Source organism: Exiguobacterium alkaliphilum (genome assembly GCF_018138125.1).
GTDB lineage: Bacteria > Bacillota > Bacilli > Exiguobacteriales > Exiguobacteriaceae > Exiguobacterium > Exiguobacterium alkaliphilum.
This window is the reverse complement of the sequence record NZ_CP073101.1, coordinates 597,835-622,984: the sequence shown is the minus strand read 5'-3', so window position 1 is coordinate 622,984 and position 25,150 is coordinate 597,835. Positions and strand designations below refer to the sequence as shown.

Genomic DNA, 25,150 nt, shown 5'->3' with positions numbered 1-25,150 from the left:
TTCCTCTCATCTTTCAGACATTCGTCTGGTGGATGTAGCACCGTGCCGTACTGGTCGGTTGCTGCGGCGTCATCGGGCCAATTCCCTCTGCCAACTCGCGATAAGAGTGTGTTATTCGATTTGTGTGACTATGAGCTGAATATTACGGAGTCGACGCCCTGGTTGTCAACGCTGTTTTTTTGAGCATCGAGTCACTTTTTGTTTGCATATATGGAAACAAATTTCTAAAATAAAAAAATTTCAAAAAAGGAATTGACGCTGTGACGATTCTGTGCAAAAATTCAATTAAATTTCACAACTTCAAATCATATTCTTATCAAGAGCAGACGGAGGGACAAGCCCGATGATGTCGCAGCAACCGACCCGATTGGGCACGGTGCTAATTCTTGCAGCAGACGCTGAGAGATAAGAGTTCATTTTTTATGATGACCTCTTGCCTCGGCATGGGGTCATTTTTTGTTTGACCGGAAGGAGGAACGAACATGGGCATCATCGCCACTTATGAAATTAACCGTACGGACCGCGTGGCCGACCTCGCCGCGAAAATCGCGCTCGAGTTGACCGTCGGCACGTGGACAGACTTACCACACCTAGAACAAGCACAGTTACAAGCGTATCGCGCCGAAGTCGTCTCGACGTCACATACGGAAACGACGAGCCGCTTCAAAATCCGCTACCCGCTCCATAACGTCAGTGCGGACTTCTCATCCATCTTGACGACGACGTTCGGAAAGCTATCACTCGACGACTCGGTCCGGCTCGTCGACCTCGATTTACCTGAAGCGTTGCGCGACACGTTTCCCGGCGCCAAGTTCGGGACAGAAGGCGTCCGTCAGCTACTCGGCGTCTACGACCGGCCACTCGTCATGAGCATCTTCAAAGGGGTCATCGGCCGAGACTTGACCTTTTTAGAAGCACAGCTCCGTGACCAGCTCGACGGGGGCATCGATATCGTCAAAGACGACGAGATTTTATATGACAATCCGCTCACCCCTTCACTTGAGCGGGCGCAGATCGGCCGCACCGTCTTAGACGAGCATTACGAGGCGACCGGAAAACGTGCCCTGTACGCCGTCACGCTAAGCGGACCGGTGTTCACGTTACGTGACCAAGCGCTACGGTTGATTGACGCTGGGGCAACGGCCCTCCTCTTCAACGTCTATACATACGGGCTCGATACCTTGCGTGAGCTGGCGAAAGACCCGGACGTGAACGTGCCGATTTTAGCGCACCCGGCGTTCGCCGGCGCCTTGACCGGTTCAATCAGCCATGCACTCCTACTCGGGAAGCTTCCTCGACTCGCCGGTGCCGACTTGACGCTCTTTCCATCGCCGTATGGATCGCTCGCGACGCCGCGTGACGAGGCGCTCCTCATCCGCGATGTAAGCGCGGAACCGAGCGAAAGAAAAGCGATTCTCCCGGTCCCGTCAGCCGGGATTCATCCAGGGCTCGTTCCCGACATCATCCGTGATTTCGGAACCGATGTCGTCATCAATGCCGGTGGTGGCATCCACGGACACCCAGACGGCGCCGCAGCCGGGGCCCGGGCGTTCAAACAGGCCATCGCGCACGTCCTCGGACAACGAGACGGCCAGACGACCGAGCTCGAGACGGCATTGAAAGCGTGGACGACGCGATGACGGTCCATATCCTCTGCGATTTCGACGGGACCATCACGGCCGAGGACAACATCATCGCCTTGATGAAGGCGTTCGCTCCTCCCGAATGGGTCGAGCTGAAAGACGCGATCCTCGCCCAAGACATCTCGATTCGCTCCGGCGTCGGCCAACTGTTCGACTTGTTGCCAAGTAGCGAACGTACCGCATATCGAGACTATTTGGTGGAACGTATCGCGTTACGCCCTGGGTTTACTGCCTTTTTGGCCGACGTGCGTCAAAACGGATGGCACTTTGACGTCGTCAGCGGCGGGATGGACTTCTTCGTTCAACCAATTTTAGACGGCCTCGTCGGTTCCGAACATATTTTCTGTAACGTCGCCGACTTCTCGGGTGAGACCGTGACCGTCGCGTGGCCACACGCGTGTGACGATCAGTGCACGAACGATTGCGGTTGCTGTAAACCGACGATCGCCCGCCGCATCGTCGATTCCAATGACCGGTTGATCGTCATCGGGGATTCGGTGACCGATTTCGAGATTGCGAAACGGGCGGACTTCGTCTATGCCCGTGGACAACTCATCACGCTCTGCGAGGCGGAAGGCATCCCATTCGCCCCGTTCGAGACGTTCCATGACATCACCCATCATCTGCAGGAGGTGACCGTATGAGTGTGACCGCCCGTTGGCTCGAACTAGCCGACATTAAAGATGAACTCGCCGCCCGCGACTGGTTCCCCGGAACGAGTGGGAATTTGGCGATTCGCGTCGAAGATGACCCGCTCACCTTTTTAGTCACTGCGAGCGGACGTGACAAGCGAAAACGAACACCGGACGACTTCGTCCTCGTCGATGCGTCCGGACACTTGATTGGAGCACAGAACGGCAAACCGTCCGCCGAGACGCTCCTGCATGTCGAAGTATTTAACCGGACGCAGGCGACATGCTCGCTTCATGTCCATACGATTGACAACAACGTCATCTCCGAGCTTTATGCCGCTCGAGGCGAGGTCGTCTTCACCGGTCAAGAGATCATCAAGGCGCTCGGTTATTGGGAAGAAGATGCTGTCGTCCGTGTCCCGATCATCGACAACCATGCCGACATCCCGACGCTTGCCGCGGCGTTCGCCCCTCATGTCCGTTCAAATGCTGGTGCCGTCTTGATCCGCAACCACGGCATCACCGTCTGGGGCGAGACACCGGCGGCGACGAAACGCTATTTAGAAGCATATGAGTTTTTGTTCAGCTACACGTTAAAACTATGCGCCTTAGGCGTCCATTCATAAGGAGGAACTTTATCATGGCTACAATCTATTTCCAACAAACCGAAGAACGTTACGTCGACCAAACTGAAGTGAGCGCGTTTTTGGAGTCACGCGGCATTTTATATGAGCAGTGGGACATCAACAAACTCCCAGTAAACCTGCAAGAGAACTACCAGTTGACGGACGAGGACAAACAGGCGATTCTCGCGACGTTCCGTGACGAGATTAAAGATGTATCGGAACGCCGTGGCTATGAGACGGCCGACGTCATCTCGCTTTCGGATGCGACGCCGAACTTGGACGAACTGCTCGTCAACTTCCAAAAAGAGCATCATCACACGGATGACGAAGTCCGCTTCATCGTGAGCGGCCATGGCATCTTCGCGATCGATGACGCCGAGCGTGGCTACTTCAACATCGAACTGAACCCGGGCGATCTCATCTCGGTTCCGGTGAACACACGCCACTACTTCACCCTCCAAGACGACCGCAAAGTCGTCGCCGTCCGTATCTTCGTGACGACGGAAGGCTGGGTGCCGATTTACGAGAAAGAAGATGTGACCGCCTAACAAAAAATCCTGCCTCCCGTTAAAGGAGAGCAGGATTTTTTTAATGTTTGACCGCCGATGGCTTCGATGAGAACCAACCCCACAGGGCGATGGCGACCATGACCGACCAGAAGAAGAGCGTCCAACCGGTCGAGTGGACGAACCCGTGGGGGAGTCCGATGAATTCGATTGGCGTTCCTTCGATTAACCGTTTGAAGCCTTCGTGCTCCAAGACGAGAACCGTCAGCTTCACCCCGACCCAACCGACGATGATGAAGGCCGCTGTCTCGAGCGTCGGGCGCTGGTGCAACAGTTTCACGAAGATTCGTGCGGCGAAACGCATCAAGATGACACCGATGAGACCACCGAGCAAGACGACGAAGAACTGACCGGAATCGATTCCACCGATTTCACCGAGACCGAGCGCCGGAAGACTGACCGCGAGCGCGACCGCCGCCAAAATCGAGTCGACCGCAAAGGCGATGTCCGCGAACTCGACTTTCGCGACCGTCCACCAAAACTCTTTGCGCGAGACCGGTTTCTCGGTGACGGCCGTCTCGGCTTTCGCCTCTGCCGCCAGGTCTTGATGCGGCGCCATGTGGCGCGCCTTGTACGTCATATACAGATGTCTCACACTCATCCCAATCAAATAGAGGGCCCCGAGCGCCTGCACTTGCCAGACGTTGATTAAGAATGAGATAAGGAACAGTGCGAGGAAGCGGAATACGAACGCTCCAAACAAGCCGTAGAACAATGCTTTCTTTTGTTCCGTGCGCGGCAAATGTTTGACCATGACAGCCAAGACGAGCGCATTGTCTGCAGATAATAGCCCTTCAAGACCGATGAGGACGACGACGATCCAAGCATACTGCAGAATTAACTGCCAATCCATGTAAATCCATCTCCTTTTTACTGTGTTCCTTCATATTTAATAGTGACTGTTTTTTTAAGTTCACGAGAACATTCTATTCCGATTTCTTTTTAAAAGCAATCGTTATTTTTTCACACTATGAAGTTTCTCACTAAAAACAGGTTCAAAGCATGTTCCTAGAGCAAATTGATACCCGGTTCACGTACGTTTCGTGATAAAATCCTAACAAGAACGAGTGGTGGTCCCCACCCTCTCAAAAAGGAGAATCCGATTATGTCTACAAGCCATGTCGCTTTACCTACTAAAGCAGAACGACATAAATTATTCGGTTCGGTCCCACCGATCAAAGGAACGAAACCGACAGAAAAAGATAAAATGGTCGATCTACAAAACACACCAAAAAACTTCTTGTTCGCGCTCGACAGCGTCGGCATCTCAAACGTAAAGCACCCGGTCAACATCGAGACGCCGGACGGGATTCAAGCGACGGTCGCGACGTTTGAATTGACGACGTCACTCGTCCAAGACCGGAAAGGCATCAATATGTCGCGTCTCACCGAGCAACTCGACGCATACCATAACCAAGGTTGGACCGTATCGAACGCGTCGCTCATCGAGTTCGCGCAAGAACTTGCCGAGCGGATGGAGCAGACGGAAGGCCAGCTCACAATCCGCTACCCGTGGTTCTTCAGCCGGAAAGCACCGGCAACCGGCCTCAGTGGGCTTATGAACGCCGACGTCATGCACCGCGTGTCGTATAACCTCGAAACCGGCACAGCGAGCGTCACGGTCGGGCTCGTCATCAACGTGACGACGCTCTGCCCATGCTCAAAAGAGATCAGTGAATACAGTGCCCACAACCAACGCGGCTACATCACGATCGAGGCCGGCCTCGACGAGACGTCGCTCGACGGTTTCGACTGGCGCGTCGCGTTACTCGATGCAGCCGAGTCAAACGCCTCAGCACCGCTTCACCCTGTCCTCAAACGTCCAGACGAGAAGCGCGCGACAGAGATCGCTTACGAGAACCCACGCTTCGTCGAAGACATGGTCCGTTTGATCGCAGCCGATTTGTACGAGATGAAACAAGTCGTCAACTTCTTCGTCGAGTGCCGGAACGAAGAATCGATTCACCAACATGACGCGATCGCCTCGATCACGTTCGATAAGCGCGAGAACTAAAAAAACGAGTGAAGCCGACTTTGGCTTCACTCGTTTTTCATAGGCTCCGGATGAGCCGAATCGTCAACAAAATCACAATCAAGATGACCCATACCGCCCAGACGAGACGCCATTTGGCCCAATCGAGCCGTTTGACGAACGCGTACACGGTCAAATACAGCGCGATAAGGAGTGGGATGACGACCCATGGATTCTCAAGCATCACGCTTCGATGTCACCGTCCCAGGCGAGCATACCGCCCTCGACGTTGACGACCTTATAACCTTGAGACTCCAAATAGTCGCCCGCTGTCACGCTGCGGCCGCCCGAACGACAGATGATGTGATAGACGTTGTCCTTGGCGAGCTTCTCCGTCACTCCCGGGAACTCGGACAGCGGATAGAGCGGGACGTGCGGGATGTGACCTGCGTCATACTCGTCTTGTTCGCGTACGTCGATGATGTGGAGCGATTCGCCGTTCTCGAGCTTCTCACGTAATTCGGTTGCATGGATATGTTGCATATTGGTTCCCCCTTTTCAATGTTACCCTCTACTAGTTTACCTCAGACTTTCTTCATACAAACGCTTCGTGCTCCTGAAAAAAGCATCCTCCGCTCAGGAAGGATGCTTTTTTGACTTACGCTTCGTTGCGCTCGTCGATGGCTTGTGCCGCTGTGATGAGCGTCAATTTGTAGACGTCTTCTTCGTTACAGCCGCGCGACAAGTCATTGACCGGCTTGTTGAGTCCTTGAAGGATCGGTCCGATCGCTTCGAACCCGCCGAAACGTTGAACCATCTTGTAGCCGATGTTTCCGGCTTCGAGGCTCGGGAAGACGAATACGTTGGCGTTACCGGCCACGTCAGAGCCCGGTGCCTTCTTCGCTGCGACGCTTGGGACGAACGCGGCATCAAACTGAAGCTCACCGTCGATTGGAAGGTTCGGTGCCTTCTCTTTCGCGAGACGTGTCGCTTCGATGACTTTCTCGGTTTCAGGCGACTTCGCTGAACCTTTCGTCGAGAAGCTGAGGAGCGCGACTTGTGGCTCGATGCCGAACGTCTTCGCCGTCAAAGCTGACAAGTACGCGTTCTCCGCGAGGTCGGCCGCGTCCGGGGCGATGTTGATCGCACAGTCTGAGAAGACATACTGCTCGTTGTCGCGTACCATAATGAATACGCCAGACGTCTTCTTGATACCTTCTTGCATCTTGATGATTTGAAGGGCCGGACGGACCGTGTCCGCTGTCGCGTGCATCGCACCCGAGACGAGACCTTCTGCCTTGCCTGTGTGGACGAGCATCGTCCCGAAGTAGTTCACGTCAGACGTCAACAATTCGCGAGCCTGTTCTGGTGTCGCTTTGCCTTTACGACGCGCGACGAACGCTTCGACGAGCGTCTCGATGTCTTCATACGTTGCCGGATCGTATTGCGTCAACTGCGAAATGTCAAAGCCGTGCTTCGTCGCGACCGCTTCTAGTTCAGCTTTTGGTCCGATGACAATCGGTTCGACCATGCCGTCGTTCTTCAAACGGACCGCGGCGCCGAGCACACGCTCGTCGACACCTTCTGGCAAGACGATTGTAGGACGGATTGGGCGGACTTTTTGTTTCAACGTATCAAATAGTTTCATAACGAATGAACCCCTTTTTTTGAAGTAAGTGTCACGTTTTTGTGACCGACTGTTATCTTTATGCGATTTCAATTATACACAGGACCTTTTTTAAAATAAACTATTCTGCCCGTTTCGTCATAAATCGCTTGAAATCAATCATTATACGAATAGAACAGTCAAACAGAAATGACTGATACAGGTAGATATGAAGCCGTTTCTTTTTTTGTGTCGTCTTCCCTTTACCCGGTCTCACGTGTGATTACGCTCACACGTGACGTCAAACTTGCCAGGCCGTGAAGCGACTATGGTAAAATAAACAGCGAAGCCTAAGTTCCTGAAAGGAGTTTTTTTATGTCTGAACGCCCTGCACCAACACCTACTACAGATACACAGCATGCCGCCGCCACTTTGGATGGCTGGTATACGCTCCATGATTTTCGTACGATTGATTGGACCCGTTTAAAAACCGTTGACGCAACAGCGCGCCAAGAGATGATCGAGGAGTTCGTTGCCTTCCTCGCTTCACTCGAAGAGGTCGAAGCGCGGGGGGAAGGAAGCCACGCGTTTTATTCGATTCTCGGACAAAAAGCGGATATCGTCTTGATGGTCCTTCGTCCGACGTTTAAAGAACTTGAACAAGTCGAACTCGCGCTCCGGAAGACGAAATTGTACGATTACATGATTCCGTCATACTCTTACGTTTCAGTTATTGAACTCGGGATGTACCGTGGTTCCGGTGACGGGGACCCTTATGAGAACCCGCATATCCGGGCTCGTCTCTATCCGACGCTCCCGAAAGCGGCGCATATTTGTTTCTATCCGATGAGCAAGGCCCGCCGCGACGGCGACAACTGGTATACGTTGTCGATGGATGAGCGGAAAGACCTCATGTATCGCCACAGTATGATCGGCCGCAGCTACGCCGGCAAGATTCAACAGTTCATCGGCGGCTCGACTGGGTTCGACGGCTGGGAATGGGGCGTCACGTTGTTTGCCGAAGACTCCCTCCAGTTCAAGAAAATCGTTTATGAGATGCGCTTTGATGAAGTAAGCGCGAAGTACGGCGAGTTCGGCGAATTCTATGTAGGAAACATCTTACCAAAAGAAGAACTCGGCACATTCCTAGGCTAAATCTAGGTTTATGCAAACGCTCCCTCGGGAACCATAGTTTATAGAGGCAACTCCATAAATAATGATCAATGAGGTGAACAACGATGCGCGTGTTCAAGGAATCAGATCGAGACACTGCGGAACGTTTAGATTCGTTTATTGAGCGAATGGCACCGACTGCCGAGCTAGTCCAACTTCGATTTGAACAACAATTAAAACATACACAGCGAAAGGGTCAGGCGAAAGCCTGACCCTTTATTTTGTCTTCGCATGAAGCGCATCCCCGAGGAACGTCGCGAGTTCGAGCATGCCATACGTGCCCGCCTTCGCCTCGGCGTCGGAGTTATAGTTCGTGTTCGTGTTCACATCGTAGGCGTAAACGTTTCCGTCTCGGTCCTCGATAATCTCGATGCCGGCGACGGCGATCTCATTCGCCGCGAGGAACGCCTCGAGCTGCGCAAGAATCGGATGCGTAAACCCTTCGACAATCTCAAACTTCGCCGGTGGCGTCTCGCCGACCGGGCAGAACTGATCCTCAATCGAGCACGCGTCCGCCGGGCACAATTCAAACCCTTCCGATGTGTCGACGCGCACCGCGTAGACAAATTTGCCACCGATAAATTCGCAACGCGTGATGAACGGCTGCGGCGCCTCGATGTACTGTTGAATCAACGTGATGCCATCGACCGAGTCTTCAAAAGTTGGTCCATATACATACTCACGTAGCGCCTCAATCGAATGGAACAGTTGGACACCGAGCCCTTTGCCGGCTCGGTTATGCTTGGTGATAAACGGCGTCATCCCGAGCGTCTCTGCCGCGTTCATGATTTGTTCTTTCCCGACGGCCGCAATCGTCTTCGGTACACGGATTCCTTCGCGGCGAAGTGCCGTATACTGATTCACTTTGCTCACTTCAAGACGAATCGCACGCGTCCCGTTAAAGACAGTCCGGTTATTCGCCTCAAGCCAAGCGAGCACCCCTTCCGTAAGCTCCGGGGCGTAACGGTGTCCGCGCGTGTGGGACGAGGCGCTCATCCGGTTATAAAACACACCTTCGGGCGGGGTCGCCTCGAGATCAATCATTCCCTCATCCAAATGCCACAATTCGTAAGGTAAAGCTAATTCGTCCAGTCGTTTGACGAGATGGTCTGTCCATTCATTGTTTTCGTGTAAGACATAAATTTTAGCCATACGTACCTCCCCTTTTTTTCGTATCCTCACTTTACCATGCTATATCTGATTATTCCAATGCGCATAACTATAGATGCGTTATTTCTTATTTTATAACGATTTCATGGTATAATGAACTTAATAATAATTGGGAAAAGCGACAATTTTTATAAAGGAAGTGATGTGTTTGAATGGTTCGGTTTTAAGTACGGATAGCTTGATTTTATTGTTCGGCCTCCTCCTCGTCGCAGGAGTACTCGCCACACGCGTCTCGACCCGATTCGGCCTCCCAGCCCTCCTCTTGTTCATGAGCATCGGGATGGTCATCGGTAGTGACATCACCGGTCTTATCTTCTTCGACAACACAGGTCTCGCCCAGATGATCGGGGTCGCAGCGCTCATCGTCATCTTGTTCGAAGGCGGACTGCAGACAAAGTGGTCCTCGATTCGTAGCGTCCTTGCCCCGTCTGCCTCGCTCGCCACAATCGGCGTCTTGCTCACGACCGGTGTCGTCGCGGTTGCCGTTCGTTTCGTATTTGGTTTCGATTGGATTGAAGCTTTCCTGTTTGGCGCCATCATCGGTTCAACTGATGCCGCGGCCGTCTTTGCGGCCTTCAAAGGAAAGAACATTGCACCGAACGTCGGTGCGACACTCGAAGCCGAGTCCGGCACGAACGACCCGATGGCGATGTTCTTAACGATTCTTGCCCTCGATTTTATGATGAAACCGGGCACGACCATTTGGGACGGCATTTGGATGTTCGTCTTGCAAATTGTCGTCGGGGCACTCCTTGGATATCTCCTCGGAAACGTCTCTCGCCTCATGCTCAACCATTTGAAACTTGACTCGAGCGGACTACACGCCGTCCTCATGATTTCGATGGCGTTCATGACGTACGGGGCTGCTGCATACTTTGCAGGCAGTGGACTACTCGCCGTCTATATCGCTGCGATGATTGTCGGAAACGCGCATACGGCTCACGAAGTGACGATTGTCCAATTCTCTGAGGCGCTCGCCTGGATTATGCAAATCATCATGTTCGTCATCCTCGGCTTGCTTGTCTTCCCAAAACAGTTGCTCGACCTCGAACTGATTTGGAAAGGTTTGCTCATCTCGTTCATCTTAATGTTCATCGCACGACCGATTGCCGTCTACTTGTCGACGCTCGGTATGGCGTTTACGAATAAAGAGAAGCTGTTCATCTCATGGGCCGGGCTAAAAGGCGCGGTCCCGATCGTCCTCGCGACGTTCCCGCTCATCGCAGGCATCGATAACGCCCAATTGATTTTTAACGCCGTCTTCTTCGTCGTCGTGACGAGCGCTTTGATTCAAGGCACGACGCTCATGCCGCTCGCCACAAAACTCGACTTACTTGGACCGGATAAGATTCGGTCCCCATACTCAATCGCGCTCGTCTCGAGCAAACAATCGCAACACCAGCTCGTCCCGTATGTCGCGACAGAAGCGTCGTCGATGATTGGGAAGACGCTCGCCGACATCACGCTCCCGCCGAACACGGTCGTGAATGCGATCGTACGCCAGGACTATCTCATCCCGCCGACCGGCCAGACGAAAATCGAGCCGGGCGACTTGTTATACGTCCTCGCCTCGACGTATCGTCACGACCAACTCGACCGCAAGTTCGGGGAGGACGGACTCGAACGTGTCGAGTTATGACGACTTCTTTTCATCATTTCGTCACGTGAATCAGGTTTAGACCATATAAAAAACGAACATAGTAGAAGTGACAACACTTCTGCCATGTTCGTTTTTTATTGGAGGAGGGATTCACATGTTTGATTTGACACCGTTTCGAAAAAATGAACTCGATCGTTTGCGAAAAGACTTGTTCGGAGACGTCTTCGACCGGATGAACCAATTGTTCGACCCGAAAGACGGGGCGACCTCGTTCCTCGACTCGTTCAAACTTGACGTCAAAGACCAAGACGGACAGTTTATTATCGAGGCCGAGATGCCCGGCATCAAGAAAGAAAACATTCACGTCCGCTACGACAAGGACTATCTCATCTTATCCGTCGACCAACGTGAGGAGAAAGAAGAAGATAAAGATTACGTTTATCGGGAACGTCGTGTCACCTCGATGCAACGTTCACTCTACCTGCCGAATGTGAAAGAGGACGGCATCAAAGCGAAGCTCGCTGACGGCGTGTTGCATTTGACGATTCCAAAAGCCGATGATGGGTCGACGACACGTACGATTGAAATCGAAGGGTAAGGGTTGTGCCTCGGCACGCTCCTTACCTTTTTGTGTCCACTGTCTTCGCCGCTCGAATCAAAGCGGCCACTTCCTCGTCTCGTCCTTCGTGGAGCGCCTCGACGATAAAACTGCCGACGACGACGCCATCACACGCCTCGCCGAGTACTCGGACTTGTTCGGCCAGATGAACGCCGAATCCGGCAAGCACGGGCACCGGCGAACGAGCCGTGAGCGCCTGTAAATGTCCGAGCAATTCATCTGGGAACACATCCGCCTTCCCAGTCGTTCCTTTCAACGTGACCGCGTAGACGAATCCCTCGGCCTGATTCAATATCGTCTCGACCCGCTGCGCGCTACTCGTTAATGTGACGAGCGGGATGACGGCAACGCCGTGGCGATCCGTCTCGGCGAACAGTTCGAGACTTTCTTCAAATGGTAAATCCGGGATGATCACCCCGCTCACTCCACTTGCCGCCGCTCTTTCAAAGAACGGTTGCACTCCGAAGCGAAACACCGGATTCAAGTAGGTCATGAGGACAATCGGGACTGAAAAACGTCCAGTTCCTTCTATTAAACGGTCGAGCACTTGTGCGAGCGTCACGCCTTCGGCGAGGGCGCGCATACCGGCCGCCTCGATGACTGGTCCGTCCGCTACCGGATCCGAGAACGGGATGCCGAGTTCAATCGCCGTCGCCCCCATCGCCTCAAGCCGTTCAATCGTCGGAATCAAGTTGTCGAGTCCCCCGTCGCCCGCCATGATGTATGGAACGAACGCCGTCCCTTCACTCCGCTTCCGAATCGCTTCATCTAATCGCATCATCCTGTCACCCTTTCTCGAATCGTGTGTACGTCTTTGTCTCCTCGTCCCGATAAGCAGATGACGAGAATGTCATCCTCCGCCATCGTCTCAGCGAGCGTCTCGGCATACGCGAGCGCATGGGACGACTCGAGCGCTGGGATGATGCCTTCGTTCCGGCTGAGCGACATGCAAGCCGCGAGCGCCTCGTCATCTGTGACGGCGGCGTAGCGGACCCGCTCGATATCTTTCAAGAAACTATGCTCCGGACCGACGCCAGGATAATCGAGCCCGGCTGAAATCGAGTGCGCTTCTTGAATCTGCCCGGCCGCGTCCTGAAGCACGTACATGAGCGACCCGTGGAGCACGCCGACCTCACCTTTCGTGAGCGTCGCCGCATGCTCCGGCGTGTCGATCCCGCTCCCTGCCGCTTCGACGCCGTATAAAGCGACCGCCTCGTCGTTCAAAAACGGATAAAACATCCCCATCGCGTTGCTGCCGCCGCCGACACAAGCGATGACCGCGTCCGGCAAGCGACCGGTCTTGTCGAGCACTTGACGACGGGTCTCGATGCCAATCACGCTTTGGAAATCCCGTACCATCGCCGGGAACGGGTGTGGTCCGAGCACGGAGCCCATGACGTAGTGCGTATCGTCGACGTGTTTGACCCAGTAACGGAGCGCTTCGTTCACCGCATCCTTCAACGTCCGGCTCCCCGATTTGACCGGCACGACCGTCGCGCCGAGCAGCTCCATCCGGAACACGTTCAACTGTTGACGCTCGACGTCGACCTCGCCCATGAAGATTGTACATTCGAGGTTAAGTAGCGCGCACACCGTCGCGGTCGCGACACCGTGTTGTCCCGCCCCGGTCTCGGCGACGATCTTCTGTTTGCCCATCCGTTTGGCGAGCAACGCTTGGCCGATCGTGTTGTTGATTTTATGGGCCCCGGTATGGTTCAAATCTTCCCGTTTCAAGTAGACGTTCGTCCCGAGGCGGCGGCTCATGTTCTCCGCGTAGTAGAGCGGTGTCTCACGACCGACATATTCGCTTAGAAGCTCGTCGAACTTCTCATGGAACGCCGGGTCTTGCCGCGCCTCCTCATAAGCGACCTCTAATTCTTCGACCGCCTGCATGAGCGTCTCCGGTATATATTTTCCGCCATACGGGCCAAACTTCCCGTTCACTGGTTGGTTGTACATGTAAACTCCTCCTTGGCACGCCTGATGAACGCGCGAATCTTCTCAAGATCTTTCTCTCCATTCGTCTCCACACCACTCGAGACGTCGACCCCATCTGGTCTTACGATTTGAATCGCCGTGGCGACGTTATCTGGGTCAAGCCCTCCGGCGAGCCAAAACGGCCGACTCGGGCGTCCTAACGTCTCCCAGTCGAGCGTTTCCCCGCTCCCCGGGACGGGTGCATCCAACAACACGATTTCCGCTTCCGTCTCACGACCCGCTTCGATAATCGGTAACCCGAAACGTCGGAACGCTTCGAGCGGCAACGTGCGCCGATGCAGTTGAATATCGGTCATTCCGCTCGTGAGTGCCGTCTCGACCTCTTCAAGCGTCGGGTCGAGGAACACGCCGACGACGCGCACCGATTCCGGGATGTGCCGCCGTAACCGCTTCGCCGTCTTCACATCGATGCGTCGGGAACTGTCGGCGAAGACGAACCCAATCGCATCAGCCCCCGCCTCGACCGCGGCACGGACGGCACCTTCAGTCTTCACTCCGCATATTTTAACGAACATGCTTTCAACTCCTCGATGAGTGACGTCGGGTCATCTTCACGCATGAGCGCCTCACCGACGAGAATCGCGCGCGCACCGGCCGCTTGGAGCCGCTCCGCCGCTTCTTTTCGGTCGACGCCGCTCTCACTGACGAACGTGATATTTGGATGTTTCCGCATCAAGTCGATTGACGTCTCGAGCGTGACCTCGAACGTCTTCAAGTTGCGATTGTTGATGCCAATCAATACATCCTTGAGTTCAAGCGCTATGTCGAGTTCCGTCTCGTCATGCACTTCGACGAGCACGTCGAGACCGATTGCACGGGCATATGCCGTGAGCGTGGCGAGTCGGCTCGGATGAAGTGCCGCGACGATTAAGAGCGCCGCACTCGCACCGGCCGCTTTCGCCCGGTCGAGCTGTCGTTCATCGATGATGAAGTCTTTACAGAGGACCGGAATCTCGACCGCCTCCGCGACGGCCTTTAAATCGTCGAACGATCCTTTGAAATACGTCGCATCGGTCAAGACGGAAATCATCGTCGCCCCGGCCGCCTCGTACGCTCGGGCCCGTTCCGCCACATCGACTCGTTCCCGAATCAATCCTTTCGACGGGGAGGCCCGCTTGATTTCGGCGATGACGTGGAAGCCGTCGTTCATCACGTCGAGTAGCCGAATCGGTTCGGTCCGGGCGACGTCAATCGCGTGCATCTCGTTCACTTCTTCAATCTTCGTCCCGATAATCTTCGTCAAATAGCTCATAGTCGAACCTCCGTTTGTTGTAGTTGGGTCAGCACGCCGAGCGCGTGACCTTCATCGATGCTCCGTCTCGCCTCCGCGACTCCTTCGCGGAGCGTCTTCACCGCACCGTACGTACATAAGGCGAGTGCCGCATTCAACAGGACGACGTCCCGGGCAGGTCCCTGTTGTCCGTTCAACACGGCGACAAGCGTCTCGGCGTTCTCTTCTGGCGTCCCGCCGCGTAGCGCCGAGAGCGGGGCCCGCATCAACCCGACGTCGCGTGGGTCGGCTTTATAGCGCGCCGTCTGTTCCCCGTCAAAGAACAAGACGTCGTTCTCACCGGCGAGGCTCGCTTCATCGAGACCGCCCGCGCCGTGGACGACCATGCCGCGTTCGACGCCGAGTTGCTTCATCGCCGCCGCCATCTTCTCAAGGAGCGACGGATGATACACGCCAATCAATTGTCGTCTCGGTTTGAGCGGGTTCGTGAGCGGCCCGATTTGATTGAAGATCGTGGCGGTCGCGAGCTCTTTTCGTGCCGGCATGACGTGCTTCATAATCGGATGCACGTGCTGCGCGAACAAGAAGCTGAGGTTCGCCCGTTCGAGGTCCGCTAGTACATCTTCCGCTGTTCGGACGATGGGGACACCTAACGCCTCGAGCACGTCCGCACTGCCCGACCGGCTCGACACGCTCCGATTCCCATGTTTTGCGACCGGGATGCCGAGCCCCGCCAAGACGAACGCGACGGTCGAGCTGATGTTGAACGTATGGGCGCCGTCCCCGCCCGTCCCGCAAACGTCAAGGACAGGCAGCGTCGTCTCGGGGAAGGTCGCCGCTTCACGGATGTAGGCGGCGAGCCCTGCCATTTCGTCGGCCGTCTCGCCCCGTGCTTTTAACGTAAGTAGCACTTCTTTGATACGGGCCGTGTCCGCCGTGAACAGTTCCTCCGCCGCTTGTTTCATCTCTGTCGCCGTCACTCGGTTCGTCAGTAGTCGTGTCAACATGTATGGTTCCTCCTCTAATTTTCGGTACAAAAAAACTCCATACGACGTCTGTCGTATGGAGGACGGTATGGACCGCGGTGCCACCTCTCGTTGGATTGATTCTTCAATCCCGCTTTTATCCGATGCAATCACATCGTATCCCGATAACGGGGGAAACCGTCACGGCCTACTGCATTCGGCCGCGCTCTCATGAGCCCATTCGCATAAAGGTCTCGGTCAGGATCTCACCACCCCTGACTCTCTGGACGAGACTGCTCCATGCTACTCTTCTCAATCATCGATTTTCTATGTGAAACGAAAAAAGGGTCACTCGCCTACCCATAGCTTACGCTATGAGAAGGACGAGTAACCCCGTGGTGCCACCTTCGTTGGTTCCGTAGAACCCACTTCACGGACGATCATCCGCTTCCCCATGATAACGGTGGGTCACCCGCTAAAGCCTACTCAAAGTTTCGGTTTAGAGCTCGGAAGTCCATTCGCGACGTCCCACATACTGATTCACACCAACCATCAGCTCTCTGTCATGCGGGGCCTGTCGTTACTTCTCTTCGTCAACGCCTTTGTTCGTTTCAATTAAGTTAACTCGTACTATACAGGGGACGGACTCCCCTGTCAAACAAAAGCGTGCAAAAAAAGTTTGCTTCTATAAGGTGACACGAAAAAGGCGACGTTTTTCGCAACCCGGCAAGTTGACATACGTTTTTTTCGTCTGCTATAGTCGTCCCCAACAACACTTCACTCGACTAAAGGAGATAAGACAATTGGAAACAAGCAAACTAAAACGTGAGCTGTCGACCCGGCAACTCACGATGATTTCGCTCGGGAGCGCCATCGGGACGGGCCTCTTCCTCGGAAGCGGGCTCGCCATCCAGACAGCGGGACCGAGCGTGCTCGTCAGCTACGCCATCGGGGCGTTTATCGTCCTCTTACTCATGGGCTGTCTCGCAGAAATGACGGTCGCCCATCCGACATCTGGTTCGTTTGGCACGATTGCCGAACGTTACGTGCATCCGCTCGCCGGCTTTTTGGTCCGTTATTCGTACTGGGTCGCCAACGTCCTCGCCATCGGGGTCGAGGTGAGCGCGATCGCCATCTATATGCGCTACTGGTTCCCGGATGTGAACGGCTTCGTCTGGGTCGCCTTGTTTGGTGGACTGCTCATCTACATCAACGCCCGGCACGTCCACACGTTCGGCACGACAGAATACTGGTTATCATTCATCAAAGTTAGCGCCATTTTCTTGTTCATCATTCTCGGGGCGGCCACGTTGTTCGGTCAGCCCGGTTCTCCGATTGAATCGATTACGACGGGGGACGAAGGGTTCTTCGCCTTCGGCTTTTACGGCATGTGGGTGACGATTTTCATCTCGCTCTTCAGCTTTCTCGGGACCGAGCTTGTCGCCGTCACGGCGGGCGAGGCGAAAGATCCGGACCGCGCCGTCCCGAAAGCGTTACGTGCGACCGTGTTCCGCTTGACGTTCTTTTATCTCGTCACGATCGCGATCATGCTCATGCTCATCCCGTGGCAGCAGGCGGGCATCGACCAAAGCCCGTTCGTCCTCGTCATGCAACAGTTCGACGTACCTGGCGCCGCCGGTATTTTGAACTTCGTCATCTTGATCGCCGCCCTTTCGGCGATGAACGCGCAGTTGTACGCCTCGACTCGGATGATGTATTCGCTCGCCGAGGCGGGTGACGCACCACGTGTGTTTAAAAAAGTGAGCCAAAACGGTATCCCGACGTACGCACTCTTCGTCTCGACAGGTGGAATCGTGCTCGCGGCACTCCTCCAAATCTTTATGGAGACGTCGTACCCGTTCCTCATGGGCATCTCGATGTTCGGCGCCATCTTCACATGGTTCATGGTGTTCGTCTCTCACTTGTTCTTCCGCAAGAAATGGACGGGACGCAAGCTCCCGGTCCGCATGATCGGATATCCGGTCTTGCCGCTCCTCGGGGCCGTCTTGCTGCTCAGCCTGATGATCACGACATGGTTCACCGACTTTGATATCTTGCTCAAGTTTGGGATTCCATGGTTGATTGGCTTAACAATCGTCTACTTCGTCCGGGAACGCTTCCGGAAATCCGATGACCAATCCGATGACATCGAACAGGCGAACTAAAAAATCGCTCCTACCGGTTATGGTAGGAGCGATTTTTTTCATGAAAACGAGCACCTATCGCAATCGACAGGTGCTCTTATGCTTGAATTAGAAGAACTGACGTGGGTTGACCGTGTTCCCCGCGCTCGATGACGAGTACGAGTAGCTCCCTCTATGAATCTCAAAGTGGAGGTGCGGGCCTGACGAGTTGCCTGTGTTTCCAAGTGTCCCGATGTTCGAACCTTGCGTCACACGCTGTCCGGCGCTAACAGACACCGAGTTCATGTGGGCGTAAACCGTCGTCCACACTTGTCCGTTGATGACGTGTGCAATCATGACGTGGTTCCCGTAAGCCCCACCCCATCCTGCACGGATGACCGTACCGGTTGCTGACGCGCGAATTGGCGTTCCGACAGGTCCAGCGATATCGACACCGTTATGGAACGTGTAGCCGAACTGACCGCTTGCCGGTCCCCATCCTTGCGTGTAACGTCCTGCCGCAGGCTGGATGAACATCGCACCAGTTGGCGCTGGCGTCGATGCAGTCGGTGTGCTCGGTGCTGGTTTTGGTGCTGGAGCTGCTGGCTTCGGAGCCGGTGCTGCTGGTTTTGGAGCTGGTGCAGCTGGCTTCGGTGCTGGCGCAGCCGGTTTTGGTGCCGGCGTCGCATTTTGTGTCGTCTGGTTTGAAGATGCTGACGACTGGGTACTATTACTATTGTTCTGCTTTTGCTGAGCTGCAGCTTGACGCGCTGCTTCTGCTCGTGCGGCTTCCTGACGAGCCGCCTCTTGACGGGCTGCCTCTTGACGAGCCGCTTCGGCTTTGGCTTCTTCGGCAAGACGCGCTTCTTCTGCCTTACGCGCTGCTTCTTGACGAGCTGCCTCTTCAGCGCGACGACGTGCCTCTTCTTCTTCACGACGTTGTGCCTCGATTTCGGCGGCAATCGCTTCTTCTTGCGCGATTAACGTCGCTTCGATTTCTTGAAGGTCGAAGATTTGCGTCTCGAACTCGATGTTTTTCTCTTCAAGTTCTTTAATCCGTGCTTCACGCTGTTTCATCTTCTTCTCGAGGTCAGCTTGACGTGCTTCGAGCGCTTTCTGTTGTGCTAAGAGCGATGCACGTTGCTCCTTCAATGCGGCTTGTGCCTGTTGAAGGGATTGGCGTGTCGCCTCGTAGTCGTCAAACAACTCTTGGTCGCTTCGTTGAATCGTTCCGGCCGTGATCATGCGTGTAATCAAATCCGAGAAGTTTTTCGAACCGAAAATGAACTCGGCCCAGTTGATTGAGCCGCCGCCATTGATTTGCATCGTGGCCATCCGTTCGCGCATCATCGCTTCTTGTGCTTCCATCTTCTTTTGGTACGCTTTGATGTCCGCCTCAAGGTCCTCGATCTTCATCTCGGTACGCTTGATTTCTTGGCGCTTCGCTGCGACGTCATAGATGATATCTTGGAGCTGGGCGTCCATTTTGTTGACTTCTTCTTGTACCTTCGAGATTTCTTTATTGTTCTCTTGGATTTTTGAAGACGTGTTCGCTTGGTTGTCTTTTACGTTTTTACGTTGGTCTTGAACTTTCTTCTGCTGCTCTTGTTTCTCTTTGATTGTCGTCGAGGCATCGGCCACCGAGTGTGATCCGAGGAGCAAGGCGCTGAGCGTCAGTGTCGAGACGGTGCGTTTCCAGTTGATCAATGCGGACATCCTTTCTAAAATAAACAGGTTATACGTACGGACTTTTATCTGTCGTTTTGCTATGTAACAAAAACGATTATTTTTTCAGTTTCAACACGACTAATTATATCGAAGTGTTTAATGTTTTCCTGTTAAAGTTATATTTCACTTTTATTACGACGAAAAAGTGGGTGTGCCCCTGGTACACCCACTTTCGCTTTATTTCAACGGTTTTCCCATTTGTTTTATTTCGAAATGTTCTTGTAATAATAGTTGGAAATAACGACACATTCCCCTTATATTCAAAAAACTTCTTCTCATGATTTCTACATTTCACCAATCCCAGAAAACGTAAAAAGGGGCCGCCCTTCACCGGTCCGAAGGAAAGGTGAAAGACGACCGAGTGGTTCGTTGTGATGAACACGAGGGTCTTACAAGTTGAAGTATACCGTTCTCGTGTTAACGGACTGTGGATTTTTGATTACAACTTCAAGGCGCCAAGGATGACGAATACCCAGGCCGCGATGAATAGGACGCCACCAATCGGCGTGACGGCACCGAGCTTCGTAATGCCTGTGAGCGCCATGACGTAAAGGCTCCCCGAGAAGAAGATGATTCCGGCGAACATGAGCCAACCTGCCGTACTAAACTGACTGATGCTGACCCGCATTAAAATCGAGGCAAGCGCGATGATGCCGATCGCATGAATCATGTGATAGAGCACACCCGTCTGCCAGTTCGCGAGCATGTTCGGCGTGAGACGTTCTTTTAACGCGTGCGCACCGAACGCACCGAGTGCGACGCCGAGCGCCATGAGCGCCGCGCCGATGATGAGTAAGACTTTCATAAACCGTTCCCCCTTATCTGACTTGCCGTGCTGGTAAATTCCACTTTCGATAGTAGGATATCACTCGAAGGGTCGCGACGACAATGAGTAACGCATAGACCGGCAACCCGCTCTCGAGACGGAAATAGTACGTGACGACGGCGATGATGATCGCCCAAATCGCGTACACTTCCGACTGTAAGACGAGCGGCTTTCGCCCCGCGAGCAAATCACGGACGACACCGCCCCCGACCCCGGTCAACACCGCCGCCGCGATGGCCGCGGATAACGGCAAGTCGAGTTTGATTGCGACTTGCGCCCCTTGGAAAGCGAAGGCGACGAGCCCGATCGCATCGACGATGACGCCCCAGCGTTCCCAGTGCGGCAAGACGACGCTCGGCAGCAGGAAGATGAGCAAGGCGACGAGAAAACAGAGAATAAACAAATCATTTTGTTGCCAAATCAAGCTGACGGGATTACCGAGCAGGACGTTTCGAATCGCCCCGCCGCCGAACGCGGTCGTAAACGCGAGCAGCCAAACCCCAAAGATATCGTATTTTTCGTCCATCGCGATGATGGCACCGCTCGCCGCAAACGCAACCGTTCCGACGACGTTGAGTAATTCCCATTCCATGAACATCCCTGGCCCTTTCTCCTAAGCATTGTATGGTACAGTAAAGATACAAAAAATCAGATCAGTCACGCGACTGCTTGTAAAGGATGTCGGTACTTTTATGAAACGAATCGCTTTGTTCCGCATATGGATTATCGTCACAATGTTCGCCCGATTCATCATTAAAATTTACGCCTTCTCGCGCAAGCAACAGCAAGGCCTGACGAATCAAGAAGAATACGAGGCGCTCATGCTCAACCTCGCCCGCGAGTATAAACGGAACGCCTTGCGGTTAGAAGGCCTCTTAATCAAGCTCGGCCAATTCTTGTCGATTCGGGCCGACTTGTTGCCGACGTCCGTCTTAAACGAGCTGTCCGAACTTGTCGACCGTGTCCCGACGTCCGGCTGGGAAAAGTCACGCGCGATCTTAGAAGCCGACTGGGGCGTCCCGTACACGCAAGTCGTCAAAGACGTCGACGTCGACGCCGTCGCCTCGGCCTCAATCGGCGAAGTGTACGGCGCGACATTGCTCGAGAACGGCAAGCGGGTCGCGCTAAAAATCCAGCGCCCGGACATCGAAAAGATTATCCGGACGGACTTCAAAGCGATGCGTATCGTCACGACGATGCTCAAACGAACCGCGCTCGCAAAATCGACCGACTTAGATAGCTTATATCGCCAAATGATTTTTGTCATCGGGGATGAGTTAAATTTCCAAACCGAATTAAAAAATGCGCACTATTTCAAAGCGAAATATGCTGAAAATCCGGACGTATACATCCCGGACTACTACGACCACCTCTGTACGAATCGTGTCTTGACGATGGACTGGGTCGATGCACGCCGCATCACCGACCTCGCTTTCTTGAAAGAGAACAACATCGACCGCTCCGCGCTCGCCGAACGATTGTTTACGATGGCGGCCGAACAACTGTTGTTCGGCGGAAAATTCCACGCCGACCCGCATCCCGGCAACGTTCAAATCCGGGCCGACGGGACCATCATCTTGCTCGACTTCGGAATGGTCGGTTCGACGACACCGCAAGACATGGCGACGATTCGAAAAATCTTGCAGGCGTTCATTTCCCTCGATTATGACGGGGTCGTCGACGGTTTGGAGGATTTACGCTTCCTTTTGCCGACGGCGAACAAACATAACATTCGTCAAGCGCTCGAAAAAGCCGTCACGTTCTACTTAGAGACCGACATCGACACGGTCGACACGAAGCTCATCGAGAAAGTGTTGCAAGACATCCAGTTGCTCGTCAAAAACGAGCCGATTCAGCTGCCGGCCGAGTTCGCTTTCTTCGGTCGGGCCGCCTCGACGTTACTCGGGATCTTACAAATCCTCGACTCAAAAATCGACCTCTTCACGCTTGGGAAGCCGATCGTCATCCAGTGGCTCGAAGCGGACGGGACGACGATTCAAAACCGGTACGTCATGACCGCCCTCAACTACGGCAAAAAATTGTTGAACGTGCCGCCACTGCTTGATAACTTCTTGAAAGAACCGACACGTAAACGCTTGTCTGAACAAGCAATGTTCCAACGTCGGCTCGAATCGAAGGAGCTATTGCACCGTCAGCTGTTCAATTCCGGGTTGATTCTCCTCGGGCTTCTCGTCGGTCTGCTAGGATACATCCGTCCCGACGAGTGGTTGTTCTGGTCCGGTGGGGTCGTCGCCGTCATCGCCTACTTCAACTCCAGACGCCTCGGTCGGAAGATTCGCCATCTGGCCCGCCAAGACTTCCGCGTCTAAACGAACCGTCACGTCACCGTGGCGGTTTTTCGTATGCCGTTTGTAAAATTGTGTATGTTTTTTGAAAACGGGTACTGTCTTATTGTGCACTTAGGATGAAAGGGGAGATCGAGATGCGAGCTGAACATAACTGGATAAACGGGGAATGGGTCGAGACGGACGAGACGATTGAAGTCCGAAATCCCGCGACCGGAAACATTATGGCGACCGTCACGAAAAGCGGTGAGACCGAAGCCCGGCGCGCCGTCGATGCCGCCCATGCGGCGCTAGAAGCGTGGCAACAAAAGACGGCCGAAGAACGCGGGGCGCTCTTGCTCGAGTGGCATCGCTTGATTGAAGAAGAAGCGGAAGCGCTCGGTCGGACGATGGTCGAGGAGCAAGGCAAGCCGCTAAAAGAAGCAATCGGGGAAATCCTTTATGCGAACGGCTTCATCGAATGGTACGCTGCCGAAGGACGCCGCGTCTACGGCGAGACGATCCCGGCTTCGGCGAACAACAAACGTATCTTCGCCATCAAGCAACCGGTCGGCGTCGTGGCGGCCATCACCCCGTGGAACTTCCCGGCGGCGATGATTACCCGAAAAGTCGGTCCGGCGCTCGCCTCGGGCTGCACCGTCGTCATCAAGCCCGCGTCGGCCACGCCGTTGACCGCGATTGACCTCGTCAAGCTTTCAGAGAAGGCCGGCTTCCCGCCCGGTGTCATCAATTTGGTGACCGGGACGGCCTCGGATATCGTCAAAGCATGGCAACAGGACACGCGCGTCCGGAAATTGACGTTCACCGGCTCGACCGAAGTCGGGAAGATGCTCATGCGTGACGCCGCCGACACGATGAAGAAAATCTCGCTCGAGCTCGGTGGCCATGCCCCACTCATCGTCACCGCGAAAGCCGATTTGGAGAAAGCCGTCCCGCAAGCGATCGCGACGAAGTTCCGAAACGCGGGCCAGACGTGTGTGTGCGCCAACCGAATCTACGTCGAACGTTCCATCGTCGACGCGTTCTCAGAGAAGTTCATCGAGGCGGTCGAGGAACTCAAGGTCGGCAACGGGCTCGAGGACGGCGTCGACATCGGTCCGCTCATCGATGAGGCCGCCGTCGACAAAGTGATGAAACATCTCGAGGATGCGCAAATTCGCGGCGGCGAAGTGTTCGGCGGCGAGCAGCTCGATGGGTTGTTCGTTCGTCCGGCCGTCGTCCGGTATGCGAACGAGGATATGCTCTGCATGAACGAAGAGACGTTTGGTCCCGTCGCCCCAATCGCCTCGTTTGATACGCTCGAGGAGGCGGTCGAACGGGCGAATGCGACCCCGTTCGGGCTCGCCGCTTATGTGTTCACGCAAGACATCAACGAGGCGCTCTACTTAGCCGAAGCGCTCGAATACGGCATCGTCGGCGTCAACGATGGCCTCCCTTCGACGCCGCAGGCCCCGTTCGGCGGATGGAAAGAGAGCGGCCTAGGACGTGAAGGCGGTCACCACGGCATCGAAGAGTTCTTAGAAGTGAAGTACATCTCGCTCGGCCTATAACAAAGACCGGTTGAACGTTTGTTCAACCGGTCTTTCTCATGCGTTTACGATGTCCACTAAATCAGCCGGCGCTTCGATCACGTGATCGGCAAGCGCCCACTCCTCTTCGTTCCCGAACCCGAACCCGGTCAAGACGACAGGGAAGTCATGGGCCCGCGCCGCCTCGACGTCCGATTTGCGGTCCCCGACCATAACGTAGTTCCCATCCCCATGACGGAGACGGTGTGCCGTCAAGATGTCCGCCTTCTTCTCCCCGCTCACCGATTCGAGACATTCCGGCGCCGTCATGAACGGACGAATCCGTTGCGAGTCCAAAATCAAGTTCAAATAATGGACGCCGCAATTGCTCGCCGTCGTTAACGTGTGCCCGTCCGCATGGAGCGTCTCGAGCATCTCATAGATGCCGTCGAACAACACATGCTGTCCTTCCATCGCGCGTTCGAGCGTCTCATGACGAAGCTTTCGGATTTGGCGAATCTCTTCAATCGTCGCTTCCGGAATCACATGCTCCCAAAAGGCATTCCCGGCAAGCCCATAACCGGAACGGACCGCTTCCTCGCTCGGTTTTGGTAAATGCGGAAGCTGTTCGAGCGCTTCGTGAATCGCTTTTGTCATCGGAACGGTCGTGTCGACAAGCGTTCCATCGATATCAAATAAAATCACTGCCATATTCGTTACCCCTCTCTCTTCTACTTCCCTTACCGTAGCAGAATGCCCGAAAAAGCTAAAGCAGAAACGTACGATGAGGCGATGGAGACGAAGAAGCAAATTCGTATCCGACTGCTCAATGATCACTCCATGTCAAAAACCGGCTGA

At 54.4% G+C, this 25,150-nt stretch carries 25 protein-coding genes, 2 riboswitches and 2 other annotated features; of the genes, 11 read left to right on the top strand and 14 right to left on the bottom strand.

Annotated features, from left to right (window positions below; genetic code table 11):
* Nucleotides 1-3: 3 nt before the first annotated feature.
* Nucleotides 4-107, bottom strand: a riboswitch (SAM riboswitch).
* 203 nt (nt 108-310) lie between these two features.
* Nucleotides 311-412: riboswitch (SAM riboswitch) on the top strand.
* Nucleotides 413-482: 70 nt separating this feature from the next.
* The 4 genes from KB235_RS03365 to KB235_RS03350 are packed head-to-tail and all read left to right on the top strand — an operon-like array spanning nt 483 to nt 3,449.
* Nucleotides 483-1,640: a 2,3-diketo-5-methylthiopentyl-1-phosphate enolase gene (locus KB235_RS03365; protein WP_034817565.1), complete on the top strand. Its 1,158-nt coding sequence runs from the start codon at nt 483-485 to the stop codon at nt 1,638-1,640.
* Complete coding sequence (locus tag KB235_RS03360) at nt 1,637-2,287, top strand: 2-hydroxy-3-keto-5-methylthiopentenyl-1-phosphate phosphatase (protein WP_211780391.1); 651 nt, start codon at nt 1,637-1,639, stop codon at nt 2,285-2,287. The genes KB235_RS03365 and KB235_RS03360 overlap by 4 nt, the downstream gene beginning before the upstream one ends.
* Nucleotides 2,284-2,901, top strand: a complete 618-nt coding sequence (locus KB235_RS03355; RefSeq protein WP_211780390.1) for a methylthioribulose 1-phosphate dehydratase — start codon at nt 2,284-2,286, stop codon at nt 2,899-2,901. Before KB235_RS03360 ends, KB235_RS03355 begins: the two co-directional genes overlap by 4 nt.
* Before the next feature lie 14 nt (nt 2,902-2,915).
* Nucleotides 2,916-3,449 carry a 1,2-dihydroxy-3-keto-5-methylthiopentene dioxygenase gene (locus KB235_RS03350; protein ID WP_211780389.1) on the top strand — a complete coding sequence of 178 codons (534 nt, stop codon included), beginning with the start codon at nt 2,916-2,918 and terminating at the stop codon, nt 3,447-3,449.
* Nucleotides 3,450-3,489: 40 nt separating this feature from the next.
* On the opposite strand, the gene KB235_RS03345 is transcribed toward KB235_RS03350, so the two are convergent.
* Nucleotides 3,490-4,320 (bottom strand): TerC family protein, encoded by an 831-nt coding sequence (locus tag KB235_RS03345; protein WP_211780388.1) that lies wholly within the window; start codon nt 4,318-4,320, stop codon nt 3,490-3,492.
* 252 nt (nt 4,321-4,572) lie between these two features.
* On the opposite strand from KB235_RS03345, the gene folE2 reads away from it, so the two are divergent.
* Entirely contained in the window at nt 4,573-5,481 is a 909-nt protein-coding gene (folE2, locus tag KB235_RS03340) for a GTP cyclohydrolase FolE2 (protein ID WP_034817558.1), read from the top strand.
* Between the two features lie 37 nt (nt 5,482-5,518).
* Here folE2 and KB235_RS03335 read toward each other — a convergent pair whose 3' ends face one another.
* The 3 genes from KB235_RS03335 to pta form a co-directional block, all read right to left on the bottom strand.
* The gene (locus KB235_RS03335; RefSeq protein WP_034817679.1) at nt 5,519-5,683 is read right to left on the bottom strand and encodes a hypothetical protein; all 165 of its coding nucleotides are present in this window, start codon (nt 5,681-5,683) and stop codon (nt 5,519-5,521) included.
* Nucleotides 5,683-5,982: a rhodanese-like domain-containing protein gene (locus KB235_RS03330; protein ID WP_211780387.1), complete on the bottom strand. Its 300-nt coding sequence runs from the start codon at nt 5,980-5,982 to the stop codon at nt 5,683-5,685. The genes KB235_RS03335 and KB235_RS03330 overlap by 1 nt, the downstream gene beginning before the upstream one ends.
* A 115-nt stretch (nt 5,983-6,097) precedes the next feature.
* Nucleotides 6,098-7,087 (bottom strand): phosphate acetyltransferase, encoded by a 990-nt coding sequence (pta, locus tag KB235_RS03325; RefSeq protein WP_211780386.1) that lies wholly within the window; start codon nt 7,085-7,087, stop codon nt 6,098-6,100.
* Nucleotides 7,088-7,420: 333 nt separating this feature from the next.
* Here pta and hemQ point away from each other — a divergent pair, with 333 nt between their 5' ends.
* The gene (gene hemQ, locus KB235_RS03320; protein ID WP_211780385.1) at nt 7,421-8,200 is read left to right on the top strand and encodes a hydrogen peroxide-dependent heme synthase; all 780 of its coding nucleotides are present in this window, start codon (nt 7,421-7,423) and stop codon (nt 8,198-8,200) included.
* A 234-nt stretch (nt 8,201-8,434) separates the two neighbouring features.
* Here the strand turns inward: hemQ and KB235_RS03315 are convergent, their stop codons facing one another.
* Nucleotides 8,435-9,370, bottom strand: a complete 936-nt coding sequence (locus KB235_RS03315; protein WP_211780384.1) for an ATP-grasp domain-containing protein — start codon at nt 9,368-9,370, stop codon at nt 8,435-8,437.
* A 160-nt stretch (nt 9,371-9,530) separates the two neighbouring features.
* Between KB235_RS03315 and KB235_RS03310 the strand changes: the two genes are divergently transcribed.
* Together KB235_RS03310 and KB235_RS03305 are read left to right on the top strand one after the other, a co-directional pair.
* Entirely contained in the window at nt 9,531-11,027 is a 1,497-nt protein-coding gene (locus KB235_RS03310) for a potassium/proton antiporter (protein ID WP_211780383.1), read from the top strand.
* A 115-nt stretch (nt 11,028-11,142) separates the two neighbouring features.
* Complete coding sequence (locus KB235_RS03305) at nt 11,143-11,586, top strand: Hsp20/alpha crystallin family protein (protein WP_211780382.1); 444 nt, start codon at nt 11,143-11,145, stop codon at nt 11,584-11,586.
* A gap of 22 nt (nt 11,587-11,608) precedes the next feature.
* On the opposite strand, the gene trpA is transcribed toward KB235_RS03305, so the two are convergent.
* The 5 genes from trpA to trpD are packed head-to-tail and all read right to left on the bottom strand — an operon-like array spanning nt 11,609 to nt 15,843.
* The gene (gene trpA / locus KB235_RS03300; RefSeq protein WP_211780895.1) at nt 11,609-12,385 is read right to left on the bottom strand and encodes a tryptophan synthase subunit alpha; all 777 of its coding nucleotides are present in this window, start codon (nt 12,383-12,385) and stop codon (nt 11,609-11,611) included.
* Nucleotides 12,385-13,566, bottom strand: coding sequence for a tryptophan synthase subunit beta (gene trpB / locus KB235_RS03295; RefSeq protein ID WP_034817536.1), 1,182 nt, complete (start codon nt 13,564-13,566; stop codon nt 12,385-12,387). The genes trpA and trpB overlap by 1 nt, the downstream gene beginning before the upstream one ends.
* A complete protein-coding gene (locus KB235_RS03290) occupies nt 13,548-14,120 on the bottom strand; it encodes a phosphoribosylanthranilate isomerase (protein WP_029334165.1) in 573 nt (190 codons plus the stop codon). Before KB235_RS03290 ends, trpB begins: the two co-directional genes overlap by 19 nt.
* Nucleotides 14,096-14,857, bottom strand: coding sequence for an indole-3-glycerol phosphate synthase TrpC (trpC, locus tag KB235_RS03285; RefSeq protein ID WP_211780381.1), 762 nt, complete (start codon nt 14,855-14,857; stop codon nt 14,096-14,098). Before trpC ends, KB235_RS03290 begins: the two co-directional genes overlap by 25 nt.
* On the bottom strand, nt 14,854-15,843 hold the full coding sequence (trpD, locus tag KB235_RS03280; RefSeq protein ID WP_211780380.1) for an anthranilate phosphoribosyltransferase: 990 nt from the start codon (nt 15,841-15,843) through the stop codon (nt 14,854-14,856). Before trpD ends, trpC begins: the two co-directional genes overlap by 4 nt.
* Nucleotides 15,844-15,898: 55 nt before the next feature.
* Nucleotides 15,899-16,130: a binding site (T-box leader), on the bottom strand.
* A gap of 47 nt (nt 16,131-16,177) precedes the next feature.
* Nucleotides 16,178-16,407, bottom strand: a binding site (T-box leader).
* Between the two features lie 197 nt (nt 16,408-16,604).
* Here trpD and KB235_RS03275 point away from each other — a divergent pair.
* Complete coding sequence (locus tag KB235_RS03275; protein WP_211780379.1) at nt 16,605-17,966, top strand: amino acid permease; 1,362 nt, start codon at nt 16,605-16,607, stop codon at nt 17,964-17,966.
* 87 nt (nt 17,967-18,053) lie between these two features.
* On the opposite strand, the gene KB235_RS03270 is transcribed toward KB235_RS03275, so the two are convergent.
* The 3 genes from KB235_RS03270 to KB235_RS03260 all read right to left on the bottom strand — a co-directional run bounded on the left by KB235_RS03270 (nt 18,054) and on the right by KB235_RS03260 (nt 21,076).
* Nucleotides 18,054-19,640, bottom strand: coding sequence for a murein hydrolase activator EnvC family protein (locus tag KB235_RS03270; protein WP_211780378.1), 1,587 nt, complete (start codon nt 19,638-19,640; stop codon nt 18,054-18,056).
* 451 nt (nt 19,641-20,091) lie between these two features.
* Nucleotides 20,092-20,457: a DUF423 domain-containing protein gene (locus KB235_RS03265; RefSeq protein WP_034806934.1), complete on the bottom strand. Its 366-nt coding sequence runs from the start codon at nt 20,455-20,457 to the stop codon at nt 20,092-20,094.
* Between the two features lie 13 nt (nt 20,458-20,470).
* Nucleotides 20,471-21,076 (bottom strand): trimeric intracellular cation channel family protein, encoded by a 606-nt coding sequence (locus tag KB235_RS03260; RefSeq protein ID WP_034806933.1) that lies wholly within the window; start codon nt 21,074-21,076, stop codon nt 20,471-20,473.
* A gap of 94 nt (nt 21,077-21,170) precedes the next feature.
* Here KB235_RS03260 and KB235_RS03255 point away from each other — a divergent pair, with 94 nt between their 5' ends.
* Together KB235_RS03255 and KB235_RS03250 are read left to right on the top strand one after the other, a co-directional pair.
* Nucleotides 21,171-22,808 (top strand): ABC1 kinase family protein, encoded by a 1,638-nt coding sequence (locus tag KB235_RS03255; protein WP_034817522.1) that lies wholly within the window; start codon nt 21,171-21,173, stop codon nt 22,806-22,808.
* Between the two features lie 113 nt (nt 22,809-22,921).
* Nucleotides 22,922-24,334 (top strand): NAD-dependent succinate-semialdehyde dehydrogenase, encoded by a 1,413-nt coding sequence (locus KB235_RS03250; RefSeq protein ID WP_211780377.1) that lies wholly within the window; start codon nt 22,922-22,924, stop codon nt 24,332-24,334.
* Between the two features lie 36 nt (nt 24,335-24,370).
* On the opposite strand, the gene KB235_RS03245 is transcribed toward KB235_RS03250, so the two are convergent.
* Nucleotides 24,371-25,003, bottom strand: coding sequence for an HAD family hydrolase (locus KB235_RS03245; protein ID WP_211780376.1), 633 nt, complete (start codon nt 25,001-25,003; stop codon nt 24,371-24,373).
* Nucleotides 25,004-25,150 lie beyond the last annotated feature (147 nt).